17 protein-coding genes are annotated in these 24,948 nt (G+C 46.2%); 10 read left to right on the top strand and 7 right to left on the bottom strand.

What is annotated here, in order from left to right; all coding sequences use genetic code 11:
• Positions 1-4 precede the first annotated feature (4 nt).
• The 4 genes from LZG74_RS02205 (at position 5) to LZG74_RS02220 (ending at position 9,662) form a co-directional block, all read left to right on the top strand.
• Positions 5-1,750: a RagB/SusD family nutrient uptake outer membrane protein gene (locus LZG74_RS02205; RefSeq protein WP_233795013.1), complete on the top strand. Its 1,746-nt coding sequence runs from the start codon at positions 5-7 to the stop codon at positions 1,748-1,750.
• Between the two features lie 120 nt (positions 1,751-1,870).
• Positions 1,871-4,495, top strand: coding sequence for a glycoside hydrolase domain-containing protein (locus LZG74_RS02210; protein ID WP_233795014.1), 2,625 nt, complete (start codon positions 1,871-1,873; stop codon positions 4,493-4,495).
• Positions 4,496-4,517: 22 nt separating this feature from the next.
• Positions 4,518-7,352 (top strand): hypothetical protein, encoded by a 2,835-nt coding sequence (locus LZG74_RS02215; RefSeq protein ID WP_233795015.1) that lies wholly within the window; start codon positions 4,518-4,520, stop codon positions 7,350-7,352.
• A gap of 168 nt (positions 7,353-7,520) precedes the next feature.
• Positions 7,521-9,662, top strand: coding sequence for a hypothetical protein (locus LZG74_RS02220; RefSeq protein WP_233795016.1), 2,142 nt, complete (start codon positions 7,521-7,523; stop codon positions 9,660-9,662).
• Between the two features lie 161 nt (positions 9,663-9,823).
• Here the strand turns inward: LZG74_RS02220 and LZG74_RS02225 are convergent, their stop codons facing one another.
• On the bottom strand, positions 9,824-10,714 hold the full coding sequence (locus LZG74_RS02225; RefSeq protein ID WP_233795017.1) for an alpha/beta hydrolase: 891 nt from the start codon (positions 10,712-10,714) through the stop codon (positions 9,824-9,826).
• Positions 10,715-10,855: 141 nt separating this feature from the next.
• Between LZG74_RS02225 and LZG74_RS02230 the strand changes: the two genes are divergently transcribed.
• The 4 genes from LZG74_RS02230 (at position 10,856) to LZG74_RS02245 (ending at position 15,367) form a co-directional block, all read left to right on the top strand.
• Positions 10,856-11,812: an aldehyde reductase gene (locus tag LZG74_RS02230; RefSeq protein ID WP_233795018.1), complete on the top strand. Its 957-nt coding sequence runs from the start codon at positions 10,856-10,858 to the stop codon at positions 11,810-11,812.
• A 33-nt stretch (positions 11,813-11,845) separates the two neighbouring features.
• Complete coding sequence (locus tag LZG74_RS02235) at positions 11,846-12,631, top strand: AraC family transcriptional regulator (RefSeq protein ID WP_233795019.1); 786 nt, start codon at positions 11,846-11,848, stop codon at positions 12,629-12,631.
• Positions 12,632-12,792: 161 nt separating this feature from the next.
• Positions 12,793-14,445, top strand: a complete 1,653-nt coding sequence (locus LZG74_RS02240; protein ID WP_233795020.1) for an NAD(P)/FAD-dependent oxidoreductase — start codon at positions 12,793-12,795, stop codon at positions 14,443-14,445.
• A 97-nt stretch (positions 14,446-14,542) separates the two neighbouring features.
• Positions 14,543-15,367: an alpha/beta fold hydrolase gene (locus LZG74_RS02245; protein ID WP_233795021.1), complete on the top strand. Its 825-nt coding sequence runs from the start codon at positions 14,543-14,545 to the stop codon at positions 15,365-15,367.
• A gap of 95 nt (positions 15,368-15,462) precedes the next feature.
• On the opposite strand, the gene LZG74_RS02250 is transcribed toward LZG74_RS02245, so the two are convergent.
• Positions 15,463-16,530, bottom strand: a complete 1,068-nt coding sequence (locus LZG74_RS02250; RefSeq protein WP_233795022.1) for an SDR family oxidoreductase — start codon at positions 16,528-16,530, stop codon at positions 15,463-15,465.
• Between the two features lie 137 nt (positions 16,531-16,667).
• Here LZG74_RS02250 and LZG74_RS02255 point away from each other — a divergent pair, with 137 nt between their 5' ends.
• Positions 16,668-17,249: a Crp/Fnr family transcriptional regulator gene (locus LZG74_RS02255; RefSeq protein ID WP_233795023.1), complete on the top strand. Its 582-nt coding sequence runs from the start codon at positions 16,668-16,670 to the stop codon at positions 17,247-17,249.
• A gap of 111 nt (positions 17,250-17,360) precedes the next feature.
• Here the strand turns inward: LZG74_RS02255 and LZG74_RS02260 are convergent, their stop codons facing one another.
• A complete protein-coding gene (locus tag LZG74_RS02260) occupies positions 17,361-17,675 on the bottom strand; it encodes a helix-turn-helix domain-containing protein (RefSeq protein WP_233795024.1) in 315 nt (104 codons plus the stop codon).
• A 508-nt stretch (positions 17,676-18,183) separates the two neighbouring features.
• Between LZG74_RS02260 and LZG74_RS02265 the strand changes: the two genes are divergently transcribed.
• Entirely contained in the window at positions 18,184-18,696 is a 513-nt protein-coding gene (locus LZG74_RS02265; RefSeq protein WP_233795025.1) for a DUF6934 family protein, read from the top strand.
• Positions 18,697-19,039: 343 nt separating this feature from the next.
• On the opposite strand, the gene LZG74_RS02270 is transcribed toward LZG74_RS02265, so the two are convergent.
• The 4 genes from LZG74_RS02270 to LZG74_RS02285 form a co-directional block, all read right to left on the bottom strand.
• The gene (locus tag LZG74_RS02270; RefSeq protein ID WP_233795026.1) at positions 19,040-19,495 is read right to left on the bottom strand and encodes a hypothetical protein; all 456 of its coding nucleotides are present in this window, start codon (positions 19,493-19,495) and stop codon (positions 19,040-19,042) included.
• On the bottom strand, positions 19,473-20,126 hold the full coding sequence (locus LZG74_RS02275; protein ID WP_233795027.1) for a hypothetical protein: 654 nt from the start codon (positions 20,124-20,126) through the stop codon (positions 19,473-19,475). Before LZG74_RS02275 ends, LZG74_RS02270 begins: the two co-directional genes overlap by 23 nt.
• Positions 20,127-20,298: 172 nt before the next feature.
• Positions 20,299-21,927: a RagB/SusD family nutrient uptake outer membrane protein gene (locus LZG74_RS02280; RefSeq protein ID WP_035361597.1), complete on the bottom strand. Its 1,629-nt coding sequence runs from the start codon at positions 21,925-21,927 to the stop codon at positions 20,299-20,301.
• A gap of 16 nt (positions 21,928-21,943) precedes the next feature.
• Positions 21,944-24,937, bottom strand: coding sequence for a TonB-dependent receptor (locus tag LZG74_RS02285; protein WP_233795028.1), 2,994 nt, complete (start codon positions 24,935-24,937; stop codon positions 21,944-21,946).
• Positions 24,938-24,948 lie beyond the last annotated feature (11 nt).

Below are 24,948 nucleotides of genomic sequence, written 5' to 3' on the forward strand. Positions count from 1 at the left end.
AGATATGAAAAAAGCATATATATATTTGTCGAGCTTGTTTTCCTTGATGATGCTGGCCGGCTGCGATCCTTTGGACAAGACCAACCTTGCAGCGCTCAGCAGCGAGGATGTTCTCACCAATCCCAAGGTGGCTGAGGCTTATGTGAATGACATGTACGCCAACTTTATGCCGTCCTCGTTTTCAGTTGGGCGACTTACGGATGAAACCATGGTGATCAACGGAGAGAATGCAGCAGGACTGAGTGACTATCTGAAAGGCACCCTCACGGCTGACACTTACAATGATTTCCCTTACGAAAACATCCGGAAAATCAACATTTTCCTTGCCCAGGTGGATAATGCAACCTTCGATGAAAACATTAAAAAATCACTGAAAGGCGAAGCGCTGTTTTGGCGTGCATTCGCCTATTTCAGAATGGTTAAGGCTTATGGAGGGGTCGAGCTGATCTTAAAGCCTGAATCACCGGCTAACAAGGAGGCTATTTTTGTTCCCAGAAGCAAAACCTCCGAGTGCATTGCCCAGATTGTTAAAGACCTGGACGAAGCAATCCCGCTGGTAGAACCGCTCAGCACGATCGGGCGGATTGATAAAGGCGCTGCAATGTCTTTCAAAGGACGCGTTCTGCTGTATTGGGCCAGCCCACAATTCAACCGTTCGAATGACCTTGCACGCTGGACCGCTGCTTACAATGCAAGCAAAGATGCGCTCACGTTTCTGGATGCAAATGGAAAAGGACTTTACGCTAATTATAAAGACCTGTGGACGAATGAGATGAACAAAGAGGTAATCATGGTTAAAAGATTCCAGTATCCCGGTTTTTCAAACGGCTATTCTCAAGCAGGCATGCGCCCGTTACTTTACTCCCGCGGCGCTGTGGGGGATAATGTTCCTTCTCTCGAACTGGTCAATGCGTATCCGATGAAAGACGGATCGAAGTACAATCCGGCTACAATGGACTACAAAACGCTATTTAAAGACAGGGACAAACGTTTTTATGCTTCGATTGCTTACAATGGCGCTGAACCTTATCTGGCGGAAATGTTTGGAAAGGAAAATATGTGGACATATTTCTATGACGCAGATGGCAACGCGGCTACCGGGATTAATGGAAAAGAAGCCCGGGCAGATAACAGCGAAAACCTGTTTTCACATTCGAGTTTTTACCCCGCCAAAATGCTGGACCGCAACATTACCCGAACCACCGTCGAAGACGGGCAGGTTGACTGGATCGAGATCCGGTATGCAGAAGTGCTCATGAACATGGCAGAGGCGGCAAACGAGATTGGTAAAACCAGTGAAGCACTGGCTGCGATGTATAAAATCCGAAATCGGGCGGGCATAGAGCCGGGAGCCAAGGCAAACTATGGCATTACCGCAGCAACACTTCCTGACATCAGAAAGGCGATTATGGACGAGCGATTGGTCGAATTTGCTTTCGAAGGACAGCGCTTCTGGGACCTGCGCAGATGGAGGGTATACACTTCGACATTCAACAGTTTCAAGGATAAATATTTTCATGGATTAAGAGTTGAATGGAATGGTACGGCAGCAGACCGGCCAAAAGGTCTCGTTGACATCAACACCATCGCGAATAAATTCACAATAACAGAAGTCCGGGATTACCAGCCCATCGTCATGCTTGAAGAAGACAAATATTCTTTTTTCGGTATTCCAAAAGCGATTCTTGACCGCAGCAGTAAAATAGAGCAGAACAAAAGCTGGGGAGGCACATTTGACCCATTACAATAGAAAATTCCTAAACCCTCAATAAGTCCGGAGCGCACTTCGGTGCGCTCCTTCCATTGACCTGAGAATACGCTGAGAGGACTCTTTTATTAATGCGTAGCCTATCATTAATCCTAAACCTTAATGAAATACATTCTTTTAAGTATGCTGCTATTTTTAGCGGCTGTAGTAACCGGGCAGGGCAGCGGCGAGCAATATATCGCTGTTGAAACCGCCAAAAAGAAGTACGAAAAGCTGGCAAAACAGTCTCATTATGTTTTTGCAGAGACCAGGGAAAACCCTATCCAATGGAGCGATTCACTGAAAATATCCTGGTTAACTAGCGATTTTACCAGAAACCCTTTGGAGTTAAAAGCCAGGCCTGGCGAATACTTTGTGTACCAGATTGGAGTTGGGGCTGGCAGCAGCGCCATTCAAAACTTAGAAATCAAATTTTCAGATTTCAAAAGAAATGATGGAAAGCTTATCCCTTCCAGACAGATGAGCTGTTTCAATGCCGGCGGAATTGATTACACGGGCAAACCTTTTTCTAAAAAGATCGGTATTCCGAATGGTAAGGTGCAGGCATTATGGGTCGGAACGGATCTTACCGGCGTGGCCAAAGGAATTTATGATGGCACCGTTACGGTTTCAGTTAATAGTAAAAAGCAATCCCTGAAAATACAGCTCGCGGTTGACGGGAATGCTGTTGAAAATCACGGCTATAACGAGGGTAAAGGGCTGTCCCGCATGAACTGGCTGAATAGTACTGTCGGCATTGATGCAGAAATCACAAAAGGTTACCAGCCCGTGACCCGAAAAGACAAAACCCTGCATATCCTGGGAAGATCCTTTGTAATAGGGAACGATGGCATGCCTGCGGAAATCAATACTTTTTTTACCAGCTCCAATCAAAGTATCTCTGAAAAAGGCGAACCTATCACAGGCGGCGCATTTCGTTTTGTAATTGAAAAAGCAAATGGAGAGATCATCAGGCTAACGCCAGGCCCTGTAAAGTTTATTGAGGAAAAACAAGGACATATCAGCTGGCAGGTAAAGAACTCCTCGGCAGAATGTGAGCTGACCTATCTAGGAACCCTGAATTTCGACGGATTTGTGGAGTATAAGGTTTCGTTGAAGGCATTGAAGCCATTAAAGATCAAAGATGTCCGTCTTGAAGTGCCCGTAACTAAGGAAAAATCAACCTATATGATGGGCCTGAATCGCGAAGGCGGCTTGCGACCCGATTCCTGGAAGTGGCAGTGGGATACGACCAAAAATCAGGATGCGCTATGGCTGGGCGCGGTAAATGGCGGGCTGCGTTTGAAATGGAAAGCTGAAAATTACAAGCTCCCGCTGGTTAATATTTACTACAAATTCGAACCCCTTCGTCTTCCTCCGTCGTGGGGAAATGAAAATAAAGGAGGTGTGAATGTGGAGGAAAAAGGTAATTCAGTTTTGGTGAACGCCTATTCCGGCAGCCGGGAAATGTCCGCAGGAAGCGTACTGAATTACGATTTTGAAATCCTGATAACACCATTTAAATCTATTAGCAATGAAAAAAAATATGGCGACCGCTACTTTCATGGAGGAGGCACGAATGCGATCAGCAAGGTGGACAAAGCCGAAAAAGCAGGTGCCAATATCATCAATATCCACCACGCAGAAGACATTTACCCTTTCATCAATTATCCTTATTTAGACGAAAATACAGCTGAACTCAAAACACTGGCGGACAAAGCCCACGACCATAAAAAGCGGCTTAAACTGTATTATACAACCCGCGAGCTTACCAAGAACATTCCAGAATTTCAGGCTTTTTACAGCCTGGACGGGGAAATACTTTTTCCGGGACCAGGCAATGCAAGCCGGACGGAGGCATTACATCCAAAAGGCCCAAATGAATGGCTGGTCAGGAATCTGAGAGAAAAGTATGTTCCGGCATGGTATAATCCGGTGAGCGAAGGCAAATTCAAGGGATCGATTGATCTGTCGGTGATCACCACGCCCAACAGTAGGCTCAACAATTTCTACATCGCTGGTCTCGACTGGATGGTTCAAAACTTAAAGATTGATGGTATCTACATCGACGACGCCGCGCTCGACCGCTTTACCTTGCAGCGAGCCAGGAAAGTCATCGACCAAAACCGCCCCGAAGGCCGGATCGACCTGCATAGCTGGAACCATTTCAATAGCTGGGCTGGATTTGCGAGCTGCCTGAATCTCTACATGGAGCTACTTCCCTATCTTGATCTGGTCTGGATCGGAGAAGCAAGAGATTACAACCGCGCACCGGATCATTGGCTGGTGGAAGTATCAGGCATTCCGTTTGGGTTGCCGGGACAAATGCTGGAAGGTGGAGGTAACCCGTGGCGTGGAATGGTTTACGGCATTACCAACCGCTCTGGATGGACCGGCAATGTGCCTGACGAGCTATGGAAGTTTTGGGATGAACACAACTTTAAAGACAAAGAACTGCTCGGCTACTGGGACAAAGATTGTCCGGTTAAGACAAATAATAAGCACGTTATTAGCTCTATTTTCAAGGGCAAAAATGAAAGTGTCATCGCTATTGCCAATTGGGACAAAGAAGCGCAAAGTACATCGGTTTTAATCGACTGGAATGCGCTGGGTTACGACGCTTCCAAATGCATGATCTCGATGCCATTTGTAAAAGATTTCCAGGACGAGCAACCTCTGCAATCGCTGAGTTCCGTCAATGTGCCCGGAGGCAAAGGGTTCATGATTGTAGTAACAGAAAATAAATGACAGGCTTTCTAGAATGGTTGAAATGAAAAAAAATATCCTTGCCATTGCGGCATTTATCATGGCCACGTGTCATCTCGTCGGTGCGCAAGCACAGCGAATTGAGATAGGTAACCTGCCTGTTTATGACAAGCAAAGATTGCGGAGCAAAACAGACTGGCTCATTACCGGTAATGCGCAGAAATCAGCTGTTTATAAAACCCAAGAAGGCTACATGGTTTTAAGTAACGGACTGATTTCTAGAACATTCACCATGAATCCAAATGGTGCAACGATCGGACTAGACAACCTGACTACCAATGAGGCACTGGTAAGAGCAGTGTCGCCGGAAGCCGTGATCTGGGTTAACGGGCATGAGATCAATGTGGGCGGACTTACCGGCCAGCCGATTGGGAATTACCTGCTGCCAGAGTGGATCCCGGGCATGAAGGCGGACCCATATAGCTTGAAATTAATGTCGTACACGTCCTCCCCGATCAAAGAACGTTTCGAATGGAACCGCCGTACTGAATGGTCGTCGAAGCAATTGCCCTGGCCCCCCAAAGGAATAGAAGTCGCATTCACGTACAAAGCCGACGAAGCCGTAATCAGAAATTTTAAAAATCTAAATGCGCAGGATTCGAAAAGGGAGATTTTGCTAAAAGATGATTTTATCAAATTATCGCCGGACTGGAACATTGTTTCGTCCCAAACCTTGGCCAATGCATTTAATAATGAAGGGAAAGCAGGGGAAATCCTCGCTCCGGCCAATGCGGTGGTTTTTGGAGAACGTGCGCTGCCGCCGCAAACCAAAGTGATCATCTGCAAGCTCAATTCGGGAACAGATGAAAGCAGCGGGTACGGTCCGGGCATTGCATTGCAGTTTGAGGGCGACAAATCTTCTAAATTTCATCTGTCGGCGAGTAACAAGCGATTCCGTGTCTATCACGATGGTAAAAGTCAGGATTTTGAAGGTTTTGATACTGGTAGATCCTATTTTCTGAAAATACTGCTGGCTGAAAAAAAGATGATCTGCTCGGTGTCAGAGGATGGTAAAACTTACCAGATACTTACAGAATTGCCGACCAGCAGCTTTCCGACGCATATCCGGCTGGGAAAAACCGATCCTCGTGGCGGTAAAGTGAAAAGCAATGGCGCAGAAGGAGTTGTGGGAAGAGGCAAAATAGAACAGCTGCTTTTACTGGGAGAAAATAAAGGATCGGATACTGATTTCGACTTTCTCAAAAACCTGAAAGTGACGGTACACTACGAGTTGTATGACGGACTGCCCATGATCAGCAAATGGGTGAGTGTGGAGAATCAAGGTAAAGCAGAATTTATTGTCAATAATATTAAAAGCGAGCACCTGGCCGTGACCGAGGCAGAAAGTGCCGTGGAACACAAACAGCGCTGGGAAATGCCGCCCATATTTGCTGAAAGTGATTTTGCATTCGGCTCTATGTCGCCCAATGCCGCACAAAATGCGTGTGTGGAGTGGAAGGTAGATTCGACCTACACGACGCAGGTTAACTATCTGTTGCAAACGCCCTCGCTGCTGGTATGTATGCCGAAAACGGGCATGGGCCAGGAAGTTGCCGCCGGAGCTTCATTTGAAAGCATGCGGCTCTGGGAGCTGATTTATGATAGTTACAACCGGGAACGGAGAGGCATGAGCGAAAGGAAAATGTACCGCACGATATCACCCTGGGTTACCGAAAATCCGGTGATCATGCATGTAAGCAGCGTAAAAGATCAGCCGGTGAAAGCCGCGATCGATCAATGTGCCGAGGTAGGTTTCGAAATGGTGATCATGACATTCGGCAGCGGGTTTGATATCGAGAATACTTCGCCTGAAAACTTGCAGCGCATGAAGGAGTTGAAGGATTATGCCAAATCGAAAGGTATTGCGCTCGGTGGCTATTCTCTGCTGGCGAGCCGGGCTATTAGTAAAGAAGATGATGTGGTAATGCCAGCTGGAAAGAAACCTGCATTCGGGAATTCTCCCTGTCTGGAAAGTGAATGGGGGAAGGATTATTTCAAAAAGCTATACAATTTCTACGAAACAACCGGGCACGATCTGCTCGAACATGACGGCTCTTATCCCGGCGATGTATGTGCCTCCACCACGCACCCCGGCCACCGCGGGCTGGAAGATTCGCGCTGGAAACAGTTCGGCGAAATCCAGAAGTTTTACCGCTGGTGTAGAAGCAGAGGCATTTATCTGAATGTGCCTGATTGGTATTATTTGAACGGCAGTACCAAAGGCGCTATGGGCTACCGGGAAACCAACTGGTCGCTTCCGCGCGAATTCCAGGAAATCATAGAACGTCAGAATATTTATGACGGTACCTGGGAGAAAACGCCGTCGATGGGCTGGATGTTTGTTCCGCTTGTGCAATACCACGGCGGCGGCGCAGCTGCAACCATTGAACCCCTCAAAGAACACCTGCCACATTACGAACAACGACTAGCCAATTTGTTTGGCGCGGGCGTGCAGGCTTGTTACCGCGGCCCGCAATTGTATGATGCCCCTCAAACAAAAGCCATGGTCAAAAAGTGGGTCGACTTTTACAAAAATCACAGAAGAATACTTGACTCGGACATTATCCATATCCGCAGGCCAGACGGCAGGGATTATGACGCGATCATGCACGTGGACCCGCTTGGAAAAGAAAAGGGTTTGCTCATGGTTTATAACCCGCTCGACCAGCCTATCACCAGGGAAATTGATGTCGACCTTTATTATACGGGATTGCAAAAGCAGGTTAGTATTGCGGAAAATAATGGACCAACCAGAAAAATGGCACTGAACGGCACCAAAATGACTTTGAGAGTGTCGATTCCTGCCAAAAGCCAGAAATGGTTTTTGCTGACACCTTAATGCGTTTATTTTTATTTACATGAGATGACTGACATGCGATTTTCGATCCTTAAAACCCTTACTTTAAATCTATTCATATTAATAGTTGCTCCGTACTGTTATGCCCAGCATGACTTTACTACCGACTATTTTAAAATCCATATCAACAGTAAGGGATGGATTACGAGTATGAAGAATGCAACAGGGAAAACAGCTCAGCGGGAATTTAGCCCGGCTGACAAACCATCGCCATTGCTTTCTCTCTACGATAGTAAAAAAGGGAAATATTACCAACCAACGAAGGCAATATATAATAAGTCAAAAAACACTTTCGCGCTGCAATATCCCAATGGTTCGGTCGCTACCGTAGCATTGGTTTCTAACAAGAAGTATTTCAAACTGACTTTGGAATCGCTTAGTCCCCGAAATGGTATCGACAACGTTCAGTGGGGCGCGTATCATACCAATATCACCAATCTTTTTGGCGAAATAATCGGCGTAGCCCGTGATACCAGCGATGCCGTCAACTATGCGATCGGTATGCTGGCGTTGAACGATAACACCCTCGGCGGCACTTCCGAAACCATAGCCGACGCGGCGCCTTTCCAATATATCATCCATAGTCCTGATAAAAAACGGTTTCCGCTCCCTTCACACCTGCACGAAGGTCAGATTTTTCCAATTGGAGGCGATGGAATCAATGACGTTGCCTTTTATGCGCACAAAGAACCTTATTACCGGATTTTATACGGCAATGCTGCCCAGATCGACATCAAGGGTAGAATTTCCATTGCGTACAGTTCGAGGGACCGGGCACCGAAGCGGGAGGTTTACTTTTCGCTGATTCCAAATATGGCGGTGAACAAACCAAACCATCAGGAAGTGCAGCCATTACCTGGGGTAGATTATCACGGATCTTCGGTTGCGTTTTGGGGAAGTCCGGACAGTACGGCTTTGCTGGACGTGATGCAAAACATTGTGCTATCGGAAGGCCTCCCCTATCCTACGATCAATGGAAAATGGGTAAAAGACCCGGCTGCATTTGTGCCGGACGCGCTGACCGTCGGCGGGGTATATGATAGCATTGTACCCTATGCCCAGCATTTGGGTTTTAAAGCAATCAGCTTGTATGATCTGGGTTTTGTAAGGGCCGACCGAGGAAATCAAGGTTATCTGGACGGGAAAAACTTTGAAAAGAAACCATTAAAAATGGCGTCTGGTGATAAGTCGCACAAAGAATTTTCCGAGCTGGCTGCCAAATCCGGATTGATCATTGGCCGGACGCCGATTACAACCGCATTGGCACCGGGTACCAAAGACGCCAGCCCGGTTCCGAGCGATAGTTTGTGTTACCAGCAAAAACGCCTGCTTGTCAAAAGTATCGCACCCGGAGATACAATTATTCTTGTCAATGATCCCAAATATCTGGACGAAATAGCCAGTTGGGAAGGTCACGCCAAAGACCTGAATATGATCAAAATCGGCAAGGAGCTAATTTATTATATGGGGGTTTCTGATGAGGCACCATTCCGGCTGCTCAATGTGAAACGCGGCTACTGGAAAACCACCGAATCCAGTCACGCAGCCGGAGATACCATTTACAAGTTGCAGGTGACGATCAACTATGGCTACGACGGACTGATTCCCAACATGCAATTACAGGACAAAATAGCCGAATACTATGCCGACGTATGTAAGGTCAATGGGCTGCAATACTATGATTTTGACGGCCAGGAGTTTCTGTTTAACAACGGCCACGGATATTATTCCGTCAAGCGGTTTTTTCGTAAAATGTTTACGAGGGCCAACGAGCTTGGAGTCCCCTATATTCGTTTCACGGGATCTACCTTGTCAGAAGGTTCCTGGCACTATCAAAGCATTTGGAATGTGGGGGGCGGTAAAAATCTTTATGACGTTGAAACCAGGGAATGGGGCAGTGCCACCAGCCAGGGGAAAGACCTGAGAGATGTAACCTACGCCAACTTTTTTCCAGTCGGAATGGGCGCAAACTTCCCGATCAATGCAAAATCCACTGTCGCTGAATATGAGCACATTCAAGCAATTTCAGTAGGAATCGGCTCTACTTACAGTTTAAAACTTGATCAGAAAGAAGTCGAAAGCTGCCCACAAAAGGATGCTATTTTCAAAGCGATCCGTACATGGGAAAACGCACGTGCTGCGAATGCTTTTCCACGCTGGCTTAGAAAAGAACTTGCCGATCCTGTCAATCAATATCACCTGGAAGAATTGAGCGTTGATAGCTGGCAGCTATATAAAGCAGACTTTGATGGTAAAAATAGAAAACCATATCGCATGCTTAAACGAGATTAGCTTGCACGAAAGGTTAATATATCTTAGGTATAGCGCAGGTTCGAATCCCTACGTGACCACATGAAATGAAAGACTTAGCAAATTCCGCTAGGTCTTTTTTGTTTTTGTTGCAATAAAAGTTGCAATAGATTTCGCTGTAAGATTTTTGAAAGTAATAGTCCCTAGCGACGCTTCTCCCAGTCTTCAAAAATGAAACGCAGGGCATCGTAATAAGCCACAACGGGTTCGGTCATGTGGGTTTCAGTGGGGTAATGTTTGTAGAGATAATTGAATCCTTTTAGCTTTTTCTTAGCAATTGTTGCATCCAGCTTCAACAGATGTTTATGGAAAAACGAATTAGGCCCCCCTTCGTTTCCGTCACTGTAAAAAAATATTTTGTCTAGGGCTGAGCCACTTTTTAATTTTTCATCAGTCATTTTCAACATATACTCCCTGTCCCACCAAAGAGATGGGCTTACGGCAATATACGCATCAAACAGATCCGGATGAGTCAGCAGACAATTAAGTGCTGAAAGGCCTCCAAAGGAATGCCCGGCAAATATTTTATAGGGTGTTGTTTTATAATTTTTGTCAATCATTGGGATCAATTCATTCTCGATGAATTGTAAAAATTTCTCGTTCCCGCCGCTGCCTGTATACGAACTGCTGTCTGGTTTTCCCTCGTAGTTAAGTATGCTGTTGGTTGGGGTAAGGTCTCTGGTCCGTTTTGTATTTGGGATGCCAATGACAATTGTCTTCGGCATTGCCAAAACGTCGGGCCTACTCAGATAATCGACATACTGAACAAGCAATTCAAAATGATTATCGCCGTCCATTACGTATATGACTGGATAATGTTTGTTTCTATCCGCGGAGTCTGCTTTAGGGCAATGCACATACACCTTTCGGTCTTCGTTTAATAGCTTGGAGTGAATCGTCAACACCTCACTTGATGTAGGTGTATACGCCTGTATATTTTGAGAATGTGCCTGAAAAGCGACAACTAAAAATAGACTGGTCAGCCATTGAAAGGGTCCCATTGACCCCCACAACAAAGAAAAATTGAACTTCACAACAAAGCAGCCTGATCTGGGATTGCTGAAATTTGTATTGGAAAAACAAAGACAACATGAGGACTTGAAAATCCGAAAATGAATGGCGCGGCCACGCCAAGCAACAACCCAAATCAAATTTCACTTTTAAAACCAATCGAAATGAAACGTATCATATTAGTTACAGGCGGAACCGGATTCGTAGCCATCCATACCATCTTGCAACTGTTACAACAAGGTTATCAGGTGAAAACCACGCTCCGTTCTTTGTCTAAAAAAGACAAAATAATTGATGCATTGAAAGATGGCGGAATTGACGATTTTACTGATCTTTCTTTCTATCAGGCTGAGTTAACGTCAGATGAAGGCTGGGAGGAAGCGGTAAGGGACTGCGAATATGTGCTGCACATTGCATCGCCATTTCCAGCCCAGGCGCCCAAAGATGAGAACGAGCTCATCATTCCTGCTCGTGACGGTGCGCTGCGTGTTTTGAAAGCAGCGAGCAATGCAGGTGTTAAGCGCGTTGTACTTACCTCGTCGTTTGCTGCCATTGGTTACAGTAATAATGCAAAGGATCACGTATTCACCGAAACAGACTGGACGGATGAGCATGCGCCGATCATGGCATACATTAAATCTAAAACCATTGCAGAAAAAGCGGCGTGGGATTTTATAAAAACAGAAGGTGGTAGCATGGAGCTTACTGTTATCAATCCGGTTGGGATTTTCGGGCCGGTTTTGGGAGATATTTCGTCGGCTTCGCTGGATACGATCGTGAAGGGGATCATCAGCGGCACTACGACCGAAAGCCCGGCATTTACATTCGGCGTTGTTGATGTACGTGATGTTGCCGACATCCATTTAAAAGCAATGCTGCATCCCAAAGCAAACGGACAGCGCTTTCTGGCTACATCTGAGGGCGTAATGAGCGTCTACGATGTGGCGCAACTAATCAAAACCGAACGGCCTGAACTGGCCGCGAATATTGCGGATATGCAGCAGACGGATGAAGCATTTTATATTCAAATGTCGAACAGGAAAGCAGTGGAAATATTAAGTTGGGATCCGAAAAGCAGACAATCCGCTATTCTGGAAAGTGTCGACAGTTTGTATAAATGAGTAAATTTGGATTCATAAAATCAAATGTGAAAAGTGAAAGTTAATAACCTGCAATCCTGTCATTTGGGGCCGGAAATTTCGCCGGAGCAATTTATATCAGAACATTTCTTTCTGTATTTACTGAAAGGTTCAATAAAGGCTTTTGACGGTCACAAGCATTATCAGATGGTTCCCGGGGATTACTGCATCGCCAGGAAAAACCATTTGGTGCGCTATACAAAATATAAGGATAAGGACGAATTTGAAAAGATCATCATCACATTGGACGAGCCATTCCTAAGGAAGTTTTTGGAGCGGCATCCGCTTCAAGCCCAGGCTGACAGCAACAATGATTCTTTTCTTTTTATACAAGATAACAAACTGATTAAAAACTATATCCAGTCGCTGGAACCTTACTACTCCGGAGATTTGGAGATTGACGAAACTTTTGCGGATATAAAACGCGAAGAGCTGCTGATGATCATTTTAAAGTCTGATCCTGCGATGGCTAATGTGTTTTTCAACTTCGCAATTCCTGCCAAGATTGACCTCGAAGCATATATGAACCGCAACTTCCGCTTTAATATTAGCCTGGAACGTTTCGCCTTCCTTACTGGCAGAAGCTTGTCCTCATTTAAAAGGGATTTTCAAAAGGTTTTCGGCACAAACCCCGGAAATTGGCTTAAAAAGAAACGGCTCGACGAAGCCTATTTTCAAATCAGTCAGCAAAAACACAGACCCAGTGAAGTCTATCTGGAAGTTGGCTTTGAAGACCTGTCTCATTTTTCATTTGTATTTAAAAAAGAATTCGGCAGGACTCCGTCAGAAGTGATGCAATAGCGGCTGGTTAGGCGCAAAGCAGGCGGCGATAGATTCAGTTAAAATTTAATAACATTCATTTTTCTGCATTTGTCAGGGAACAATATTTTTATATTCATTCCAATCACTCCCAGTTTCTTAAATAGCCAGCCCATATTGTGTCGTCTGAACCGCAGGATTTAATGTATGAATTCGATAATGTCATTATCGGCTCGGGTATGGGTGCGCTTTCGGCGGCGATTTGCCTGCTGCGTGAGGGGCAAACGGTGCTCATTTTGGAACAGCATAATGTGCTCGGCGGCTGGTGCCACAGCTTCCGGATCGGCAGCCAGCGTTTTTCTCCCGGGGTACATTATATAGGTCAGCTGGGCGAGGGGCAGTCCACCCGAATGTTGTACGAAGGTTTGGGAATTGCCAATGAACTCACCTTTTTTGAAATGAACCCGGCTGCCTATGAACATTGCTGGATTGGCGAAAAGCGCGTTAATATTCCAGCCCATTTCGACGCACTTTGCAAAACACTTTCTGCACAATTTCCTGCGGAAAAAAAGGGGATTAAAAAGTATCTGACTGCGGTTAAAAATGTCAGCAGCCAGCTGGATCTGATTTCAGAAATGAATGGTTTCCGTGATCACCTGACCATTCCCTGGCGTACGCGACATCTTGGAAAATATGGCTTATTCAGCGTAAAACGGGTTATTGACTGGCATATCAAGGACTCGCTTTTGAAAAAAATATTGAATATCCAGTGGGGTAACCACGGCCTTCCGCCTGCCCAAGCCAGCTTTCCCTACCATGCTGCGGTGATGGCACATTATGCAAAAGGTGGCTTTTATCCGATGGGCGGCGGTGCGGCGATCGTCAAAGCGATGGCCAATGTGATTAAAAAACACGGCGGCCAGTGCAGGACGGGGCAGAAGGTGAAGCGCATTTTGATACGAGGTGAGAAAGTGAAGCGTGCGGTGGGTGTCGAACTTGAAAACGGTGCGCTTATTTATGCAAAAAGGGTTATTTCCAATGCGGATCCGGGAACGACTTATAAAAGTCTGATAGGCGAGCAAAACCTCAGCAAGCAGCTTCTGAATCAATTAAAAAATACTAAATATTCTTGCACCTCGCTGATCCTGTTTTTGACGGTTGATATGGATCTCCGCAAAGCGGGTTTGGACTCAGGAAATGTCTGGCTGGTGCCTGATGAAGCGGCGGAAGAATCGTATGGTCAGGATGAAGATGCAGATATTGCCTCAGAAAACGCCTTTCCAGCACTTTTTATCAGTTCAAGCACATTAAAAGATCCGACAAGTTTTGACGGCATTCACCATACGCTTGAGGTGATTACGCTCATTAACAATCATGCTTTCAGCCAGTTTGACGGCGAAACCGGCATACATTCGCAGGCATATCTGGATTTTAAAGAGCGGTTGAGCATGAAAATGATCAAAAGCCTAGAAAAAGTTCTGCCGGGGATCAGCCAAAGCATTGTCCAGAAAGAAATGGGCACTCCGCTTACCAACAAGCATTACATTGGTTCCACGGACGGCTGTGTGTATGGCACCGAAAAAAGTTTCTGGCAGATTGGTGCATTTGCTTTTAAAGCGCAAAGTGAGATCGAAAATCTGTATTTGTGCGGCGCCAGCATTCTGGCCAACGGCGTTGCGGGAGCAAGTTATTCGGGTGTGCAAACAGCCGCAAAGATCCTCGGCACATCCCAGGCAGCACTGCTGAAACCAGATCCGTCCCAGCAACTTCACGTGTATGCAGCCGAGGATGCAACACATTATCCTGAGTGGATCAAAACGAAGATGAATACGAGAAGGAAGGTGAAAGTAGTCTAATAAACCAAATTAACACAACATTCACGCTCGTTGCTTGAAAAGTGATCCGAATGTTACGTTATTGTCGCGTCAATTTTCACTCTCAAAAAACAAAATCATGAGCACTTTGCAGCTAAGAGATGGGGCAACAATGTTTTACAAAGATTGGGGCACCGGGCAACCTATCGTATTTCACCACGGATGGCCACTTTCCGGCGATGACTGGGATAATCAGATGATGTTTTTTCTTCAAAAAGGCTTCCGCGTCATAGCTCACGATCGTCGCGGACACGGACGTTCTTCCCAAACTTTTGAAGGTCATGAAATGGATACTTACGCTGCGGATGTAGCCGAACTGGTTGCCCATCTGGACCTTAAAGATGCCATACATGTCGGTCACTCGACAGGTGGCGGTGAAGTGATACGCTATGTGAACAAACATGGCCATGGCAGGGTGGCAAAAGCGGTGCTGGTGAGTGCTGTAACGCCGCTTATGGTGCAATCCGAAACTAATCCGGATGGTGTGCCGATGGAAGTTTTTGATGAGATCCGCGAGATGACCGCTACGCAAAGACCGCAGTATTTTAAAGACTTTTCGGAGGCATTTTACGGTTACAACCGCGAAGGCGCTGTTGAAAAGCAGGGCATTCGTGACAACTGGTGGCGTCAGGGCATGATGGGTAGCATTCTTGCCCATTATGAATGTATAAAGGCATTTTCTGCAACTGATTTTACCGAAGATCTGCAAAGCGTTGATGTCCCGGTATTGGTGCTGCATGGGGAAGACGATCAGATCGTGCCTTATGAGATCACTGCATTGAAGGCAGCTAAAATGTTGAAAAATGGCAAACTGATCACCTACCCAGGTTTTCCACACGGAATGCCGACTACGGAAGCCGAAACAATCAATAAGGATATCCTGGCATTCATTCAGGAATACTAGTAACTGGCGCTTTATCGTCGTCAGGAGCATTAGAATGGCCGGGTGGGAATTTTTCCGCCCGGCCATTCTGGTTTGGTAGCAATATATTTCAGCTATTACGGGATCAAATTTTCCGATCTCAGCCTTTTGAACAAATCAAAAAACGAGTCGCGCGTGTCCTGATAACCCGTAAAACCGAGTTTGCGGCTTTTGGACATGTCCGTCATAACCTCCAAAGGGCGGCCCAAATCGAGATCCGTATGCCAGGCGGAGGCTAGACGATTAATATCGGGTTCTTTCAAATTGTATTTGGAAGCAATCTGCTGCCAGGCCGGGGCGTCGTTTGCCATTTCTTGTTCCAAAGGGCGAATTTGCCCGCCAAATCCGGCTGACTCAACGCCAAACCAGTCTGCTATTTGTTTCCAAAGCCATTTCCAGCGGAAGAGGTCGCCATTCGCAACATTAAATGCTTCATTGTGAGCCGCTTCCGTGGTGGCAGCCCAGATCATGTGTTCAGCCAGCAGTTTTGCATCTGTGACATCGGATAACCCGTTCCATTGCTCGGCTGAGCCGGGAAATTGAAAAGGCCTGCCGGTCTCTTTACAAATGCTTGCGTAAATGGCCAGCGTGGTGCCCATATTCATAAGATTACCAACTGCTTTGCCCACCACAGAATGCGGTCTGTGAATGCTCCAGGTAAAACCATCACGCTCAGCGCCAGCATAAACTTCATCTTCCTGGGCATAGTAAAAGTTTTCCAGATCGAGCCTGGGGTGCTCTTCCCGGACGGGTGTTTCGGGCAATGTGCCTGCCTTTGCATATGCTTCAAACGGTCCCAGGTAATGTTTAAGCCCCGTTACCAGCGCAACATGCCGGACCGACTTTCGTGCAGAAAGGCTGTCTAGTAAGTTCCGGACCATTGCGCTGTTGACGCGGATATTTACGGCCTCCGTATCATTGCGCATCCAGCTTGTAAAGAAAACGTGGGTAGGCGTCACATTCGCCAGATTCACTGTCAGATCAGCCGGATTAAGCAAGTCAGCGGCGATAGGTTTTAAGCCTGCAATTTCTGTGTTCGAATGACGGGAAAGGCCATAAGTGATCCAGCCTTTTTCAATCAGTTTTTCTGCGAGGTTACTTCCGGTGATGCCGGTTGCGCCTACTACTAGTGCAATATTTGTCATTTGCTTGGGATTTTCAACACTTGATTTAATGTTACAAAATTACCGCACGCCAAGGCGATGCCCATTGACCTGCATCAAGTAATGCAGTTGATCTAAATCAAGCATTCCTATCTTTGCCGGTGTAAATGTGATTAGCTATGATTGAAGTACTTTTTCAGCACATTCAGGAAAAGGTTTCGCTTTCGGACCTTGATAAGGAGGCCATCGAGACCTTTTTTATTCCCAAAAAACTGAGAAAACGCCAGTATTTATTGCAGGAAGGCGATGTTTGCAAGCATCTGACTTTTATAGCGAAAGGACTGCTAAGGACTTACAATGTGGATGACAAGGGTGACGAACACATGAGCGTTTTTGGGTGGGAAGGGTGGTGGTTATCCGATTTCAACAGCTTTTTGTCGGGCGAGCCGGCCGTATTCAACATTGATGCCATTGAAGATTCGGAGTTGCTGCTGATCTCCCGGGAAAATTATGAAGCGCTAACGCTAGCCGTCCCGGTCATGGACCGCTATTTCCGCATCCTATACCAAAACAGCATCGTCACCAAGGAGCGGCGGTTGATGAGCTCCATCACGCATTCGGCCGAAGAAAAATACGTAAAACTGGCAGAGTCAAACCCCAAAATGATCGAACGCGTCCCCCAAAACCTGATCGCCTCCTACCTGGGCATCGCCCCGGAAACGCTGAGCAGGATTAAGAAGAATTTGGCTCAGCGGAGATAACCTATTAAAGAAAACCTTACGCCAACAACCTTGAACCTAAAAACAGGCATAAAAGGAGAAACGCTTCAAAAATTCCTAAACGACCGCATTGCGCCTGGCCGTCATTGGCACTTATTCTCCGATACTTATTTTGAGGTTTGGTAACTCAACTTGCAGCTTTACCTTGGCTTTCAGAGCAGTAAATACCCGCAATAATGTGTCCATTGTCACATTGCTTGCATTGCTTTCAAGCCTCGAAATTTGTGCTTTTTGCACGCCGATTAGTTTTCCCAGCTCTTCCTGCGTCAGCTTTCTTTCTTTTCGGGTTTCCTTTATTGCCTTGCCAATCAGGTCTAATTGAAGTTCAAATTCAAATCTGTCACGATCCGGTGTCCCGATTTTCCCAAGAAGTCTATCCTGGACCTCATCCAATGTATGTGTTTTCATTTTTTCTTTTGTTCTGATGCTTGGGCCGAAAAATATTTGAGCCTAATGTTGATTGCCTTTTCAATTTCATTTTCCGGGACTTTACTTCTCTTTTTTATAAATCCATGCGTGGCTACTACCAATGTTTAGTGTGTTTAAGACGGCAAATGTATATAAAGTTTCGTTAAAAAGAAACTCGCGTTGGTTCGAATGTCACAGTCGCCGGCGCTTACTCGAAACCGTGCTGAAAGTTTCCAAGCTGGCGGCCCAATATACTTTTTCTGGTTTCTGAAAAGCGGCAGATGTCAATGGCTGCGGGTTATATGCATGTGGGGAAGCCGGATCAACACCATGATTACACAGGTCCTATGGTCGGTGCAATGGTTTTCATTAGAGTAGTAAGTTTAGGTTTTGAGTTAATCAGCAAAGCGATTGCTAAGATTTAGAAGTTGTTTCATACCTCAGCAAGCGAAAGCTAACTGCACAGATTTTTACATAGATTTGTGCCTTATTGGTAACACACATTTATATGGACATTATCCCATATCCAACACATCAAATTGGAAGTCAGGAGTTTTGCTTTTTTAGTATTGGGGAGTTAGGGATGGTTGAATTGCGGATTCGGATTACACTGATGGACGCTGAAACAAGATTCTATAATGTCGGTTTTGGAGTTTGGAACACCCTGAAAGGTGACATTGATGATAAAGTTACAATCAGAAATGGTGACACAGATCGTATACTGGCGACGGTTGGGCAAAGGGCCCTGGAATTCCTAAGGAGCAATCCGCGCGCTAATATTGCAGCTACAGGATCGGTTTTGCCCGGAGAGTTGGCTTTGAGGACCCGCAAATATCAGATGGGTATCAATGCATATTATCATGAGTTAATCGCGTATTGTAATATCTATGGGTTCAAAGCGGATAAAGTGGATGGAAAAATAATGGGTAGTTGGCCAGATTGGGACGGATCGTGGGTTCCTTTTGAGCTAGGCACCAACTACGATGCTTTTTTGTTAAATTTGAAAAGGTCCGAACACTAGTCGAATATAAAAAAACAAAATATGGCTAACCAACATTCAAAGACAGCCAAAGAGAAGAGCCTGAAAGGTTTGAGGCATTTGGCAATAACTGGTACAAAAGGCTCAGTATATCCCAAAACGTCCACTGGGTTACTTCTTATGAAAAATTCTTCGGCTATACCATCTGTGCAACCTACGTCGCCATCCCATTATGATGATTTTAACAATTCTGAAAAGTCGACTTTCGATCGTAAAGCGGAGGAAATGAAGGCGTTTCTGAAGAGAAATCCTGTCCCGAAAGAATTTCTAAACTGATATTCTCTGCCGTTTCAAGTACCGGAACATCTTTCTCACCCCCCCCCCCTCAAACCCGCTTCTTAAAAATCTTAATAAACTCCGACACGCCTCCACCTATCAGCAACAAACCGCCAGCCGCGAAAAGGATGTAGAGGCCGGTGTAATGTTTGACTCGTGCGGATGTTGTTGGCAGGAATGCTTTGCCGCTTGCCGGGTCGAAGTGGACTGCGATGGTATCTACGCCTGATAAGCTTCGGTAGTACTTTCTTCCCATCGAGAAATTGTAGGTTTTGCCCAGATATTCTGCGTAAATGCGATCGGGATATTTAACGGTTCCTAGGCCCTCTGACCCGTAAGTGATTTTCATGCAGACAACTGGTAAATGGGCCGACATTTCATCTTCCCATTTTGCACTGGTGTACATCATGTAGATTATCACGAGGAGGCAAATACCCAGAAGAAACGTGACGAAAGGGACTATCCATCCGTATCGCCGGTTTTCAACGATCAGAACCTCGTTCATAGGTTGCCTCGCTTTTGAAAGTTGTGCGGATCAGCGGGACATGCTGTATGTGGTTTTCCATTGGTATGCCTTTGAAATATTCATTGATGACCCATATGCCTTCTGTTTTAAAGGGGAGCAGAAAGCTGTTGCCGTTGTTAAGCTGGAATTGTGCAAATCCGTGTTGCAATTTGCCTTCGTTATGATACAGCATTATTTTGCGGATGTCACCCTCCTTGATGCGTAAGGTTGTGTCGGGGAGTTGTATATCAAGTTCATGTTCATCCGGTAATGTCGTAATCACGACGCCGCGGGCATAAGGCCAGTGATTTAAGTCAATCACTAAAGTGAACATCCCCATACAAAGAAGGGCAAAGCCAAAGATGATGAGAATCGTCCGTCCAATCATGGGGTCCGGCCCTGAAAAGGTTGCGAAGAGCGAAGCTTTTAGAATTACGAAGCCCATAAAGAGGCAAATCAAAAGAAACACTGATTCCAATCTGACAAAGAACGAGCGGAATGTAGTCTGGTAAATCCGTTGCACTTTAAGCGGAGAGTTCGTGCCGATTGTATTGCGCGTGAATCGCAGCAGTCGCCAGAATACCCAACCCATCGGAATGAAGACGATCAGAAATACCAGCAGCGTGCCCATTGTTACAACGATATGATTTGATCCTTAATATAATTAAATAAAGGTTACATATAAAGAAGATTGAAACATTTTTTGCTGTGATTTTCCTTGCAAAGGCGCTTTGCTAAAAGCAAACGACCGGTCGCAGAAAAGGCGACCGGTCGGGGAATGTGCTGACAATGAGAAGATAGGATCAGTATCCGTTGTTCTGCTTCAAGTTTGCATTTTTGTTAAGCTCCGGCCTCGGGATTGGAAGAAGCGTTCGGTAGGCGCCGTTAGGCACGTGGGATAACCAGGATTTGGTTGTAAACACACCAAACCGGATCAGATCTTGCCGACGTCGCCCTTCCTGTGCAAATTCCCAACCTAATTCATCGAGGAAGCGGCCAAATTTGATATCCGCTCCGCCCTCGTTTGTAGTTGTATTGTGGTTTTTCAACCCGTAAGCATAAGTGCTTCCTTTTTGAAGATCCGCAGCAGTAACAACGGCTTTCGCAGGGTTTGCTTTGAAATTACGTGCTCTTACAGTCGTCACTATGGTTGCTGCTTCTGCGGCTTTTCCGCTTCTCAGCAACGATTCTGCTTTCATCAGTAATACATCTGCATAGCGCAGCAAGGGCCAGTCGTTGCTCAGGTTTACCGTGGTTCCTTTTTCAATTTCAAATTTCCCAAGCCTGAAACCATGGACTTCTTCCGACTGATCCACGCCGGGCAGCTGATTAATGTAGCTCAACGGTTTGCCCGCATATGCCCCCAGCGTACTCGTAAGCGGTGTTCCGCCTGCCGAATACTGCGGACCTTGTATCCAGTTGCTTACCAGGCGCTCGTCGTCCTTGTCGAACGAATCAATAAACTGCGGAATGGCGCAAATGCCACCCCAGGGCGTGTTCAGCAGGTTGTAAGTCGCCTGATTGGCTGGCTGCAATGTTTCCATGTGAATAGAAAATCCGTTCCAGTCGGTTACGTATTTTATATCAAAAGGTATGGCAAAAATGATCTCCTTAGAAGATTCATTATTTGTTTTAAACACCTCTTTCTGAGTAGCTTCCAATGCATATCCGGCCTTGGAGTTGATCACCAGGTTGCATTGCTCGATACACTTTTCCCAGGCAGGTGTGCCTGTGTAAACTTCTGCATTGAGATACATTTTGGCAAGAAGCGTATGTGCGCCCCATTTATTAAAACGTCCGTAGGTTGTCGGATCGTTCTTTTCTGATAGCAGCGGCAGATTGTCCTGAATATCCTTGACAATAAAATCGAAAACCTCTTTCCGTGTGCTTTGCTTTGGAATAAAACCTGCGGGCACATCAAATTGCGTGATAATCGGCACATTCCCGAACAGGTCGCAAAGCACATAGTAATAGGATGCACGAAGGACTTTGAGCTCGGCAATTACCGCCTCTTTCCCTTCTGTAAACGGAATACTTCCCGATTCGATCTGGAAAATAAGCCGGTTACAATTGGCAATCCCAGCATAAGACCTGTTCCAGTTATTGATCGCGATCTCGTCGTCGGCGGTCCATTTGTGATCGTGGATCCTGCGGTAAACGCCGCCATCCACCCAGCCATTCGGGCGGGAAGGGATAACAAGCTGATCCCCCGATATCTCCTGGGTGCGGAAAAGCCCATTCCATTGCTGCATCACATCGCGCCAATTGGTATAGGCAGCGCCCACCAGCGAGGCCACGTCACCGGAAGCTGGTGTGAACTGGTTGGCTATAATACGGTCGAAGCTTTCGTCTTTCAGATCAGTACACGAGCTGCCCAGCAACAGCGCTACAACAGCAATTTTACTTTTTAAACCAAAGTGTATATTTTTCATAATCAAGTTTAGAGTTTTACAATGACAAGTTTAGCCCGAGTGTGAATGTCCTGGTCATTGGATATTTATCGCGGCTGTCATTTCCAGGAGAAAGTCCCAGCCTGTCCACCTCAGGGTCTACGCCTTTGTATTTGGTAAAAGTGAATGTGTTAAGCGTAGAGCCGTAAACCCGGATGGCCTTAATGTGTTTTGTTTTCAGCTTCGGGATGTTGTAACCAATTGTGATGTTGTCGATTTTCCAGAAATCAACATCTTCAATGTAGTAACTGTTGAATTCCTGTGGCATAGTTGGGCTGAGTACAGCTTTGTCAAAAACCTTGTCATAGGACGATTTCAGGTTGTTATACTGTTGAAGGCCAGTGCTTTCAAAGAACATCCGCTGGTAATTCAGGATCTGGTATTTGAATGCCCCACGCATGGTTACGCCCAGGTCCAGATTTTTGTAACGCAGGTTATTGTTGAAGTTGAGATAGAACTTAGGCAAACCATTTCCAAGCACGCGTTTGTCCTCAAAGGCATGCTGGAACTCATCGTAATTTTGCGGCTGACCGTCGCGGCCTTCGTAAATCCACTTACCGTCGTCGGATATGTCCACCACCTTGAAGCCATAAAAATCCCCCACCTGGTCACCAATCCGCACAATGTGCGTAAAAGTCTGAACCGGGTCGCCGGTTGCACCCGTGGTAAAAAAGTCGTTGGTTGTCTTATAAATGTCATTTGAAAGACTCACCAGCTTGTTGGTATTGGTCGAATAGTTTACACTTGAATTCCAGGTAAAATTGTTGGTCTGCACCGGCACGAAGTTCACCAGCAGTTCCAGTCCCCGGTTCTCCATCACGCCCACATTAGCGCGGGTAGATGTGTACAAGTTGGGCGGGCTGGGCACCTGGAAATCATACAAAAGCCCTTTGATCTTCCTGTTATAAAAATCAATGCTACCATTGATCCTGTTTTTGAGGATGGCAAAGTCAAGACCTATATTCGATTCATGCTTTTCCTCCCATCTCAGGTCGGGATTCGGGTTTTGGGCAGGAACCAATGTCTGCACCCACTTGCCATTGCTGTAAAAGAACTTCTGATAATTCAGGATCGCCACGCCGAGGAACAGGTTATTAGGCTGCGTTCCCGTAACACCATAGCCGGCCCTGAGTTTCAGGTCGTCGAAGATCGTCTGGCCTTTCATGAATGCTTCGTTGCTGATACGCCATCCCAGCGAAACGGCCGGGAATGTTCCCCAAGGGTTTTTCGCGCCATATAGCTGGCTCGCACCTTCGTGTCTGATACTTGCCAGCAACAGGTAACGGTCGTCGAAGTTGTAAGTGGCCCTTGCAAAAAAGCCGATCAGGTTGGTTTCCCTTTTGGAACTGCCAATCGGCGCAAGTCCGGTTTTCAATGCGTCTCCGATGCCGATATTATTATAGGAAAACTTATCAGTCGGGAAATCCCAGTTCTGCATGAAAGAATCCGAGAACGAGTTGTCCTGATAGCTGTAACCGCCCAGCAGGGAGAACTTGTGACGGTTCAGGTTTTTGGAATATTGTGCGGTAAGCTCCATAAGCTTATCCACCGACCGCACCGAACCAATCGAGGCGTAACCATTACGCCCGTCCCGCAGTGCAGATACATGGCTCTTCGTTTCTGAATACCCACGGTTCTGATTGTATTGATTGTAGGAAAACAGGGCCGACAGTTTAAGGTCTTCAATGGGACTATAGCTGATATTGGATGTTATCCTGGTATTCTGAGAGTTGTGTTTTCCATCACTTTCCTGCAAACGCGCCACAGGGTTATCATAATTAAAGATCCCCGTTTGCTGAAACCAGGTTCCATCCGGGTTTCGTAATGGTGCAGTAGGATTCTGGATGATTGCCTGGCGATAGGTATATCCGTTGAAACTTACCCCATCGCCGGTGGTCGGATAGCTGTTGTATGAGTTGATGAAACCAAGATTAATGTTGAGTTTATCATTCAACATGGTATGGTTTACATCGGCGCGTCCATTAAAGGTTTTGTTTTCAGATTTGATAAAAATACCGTCCAGATATCGGTAGTTAAGGTTCACAAGATAGTTGGTACGGTGGCTTCCGCCTCTGAACGTAAGATTATGGACCTGGCTCAATGCTTTTTTAGAAATTTCTTTCATCCAATCTGTATCCGCGCCCAGGTCCCACGAAGGCTCGCGGATGCCCTGCTCAATGTGCGCGCGATAATCCGCTGCTGTAAGGAGGTCAAGCTTCCGGGCAACTGTTTGTGTGCTGAAAGAGGTGTTGTACTCAACCGTGCTGTTGTAATTGCCGCTGGCTCTTTTTGTAGTGACAATGATTACGCCATTGGTGCCCCTGGTTCCATAGATCGCAGCCGCAGAACCGTCCTTAAGAACGTCTATTGACTCAATATCCTCAGGCGCTACGGTTTTAAGGTCGCCGGGAACACCATCAATAAGTACAAGGGGATTTGAGTTAGCACCCAGCAATGTTGTATTTCCCCGTAGCAGGATCTGAGAGCCTTGGGTAGGATCACCGCTTGGGGCTGAAATGGTAAGACCGGCTACTTTTCCCTGCAAAAGCTGTCCCGCATCCACGGCAGGGGTTTTTACAAAATTCTCTTGCGTAACACGCACTACTGAGCTGGTAATGTCTGCTTTACGCTGACTTCCGTATCCAACCACAACCACTTCCGTAAGTTCCTTGCTGTCAACAGCCAGCACAACATCGAAATTTGACCGACTGCCAATGGCGACTTCCTGGGTAACATAACCAATAAACGAAAAGACAAGCGTGGCAGCCTGATCTTCTGCTCTCAATTCAAAATTTCCGTCAGGATCCGTAATAGTTCCGGTAGAAGTTCCTTTAACCACGACACTTACGCCGGGCAATGCTGCATTGTTGTTGTCCAGCACTTTTCCCTTCAGTACTTTTTCTGCCTTTACCGGAAGCTCCATACCAGCCGTGGTTGGCGGGTGTATAGCCGCCCTCACCTGGCCGGTAAAGATGGATCCCGCGATCAGCATGGCACAAAGCG

This window comes from Dyadobacter sp. CY327 (assembly GCF_021390415.1).
Lineage (GTDB): Bacteria > Bacteroidota > Bacteroidia > Cytophagales > Spirosomataceae > Dyadobacter > Dyadobacter chenhuakuii.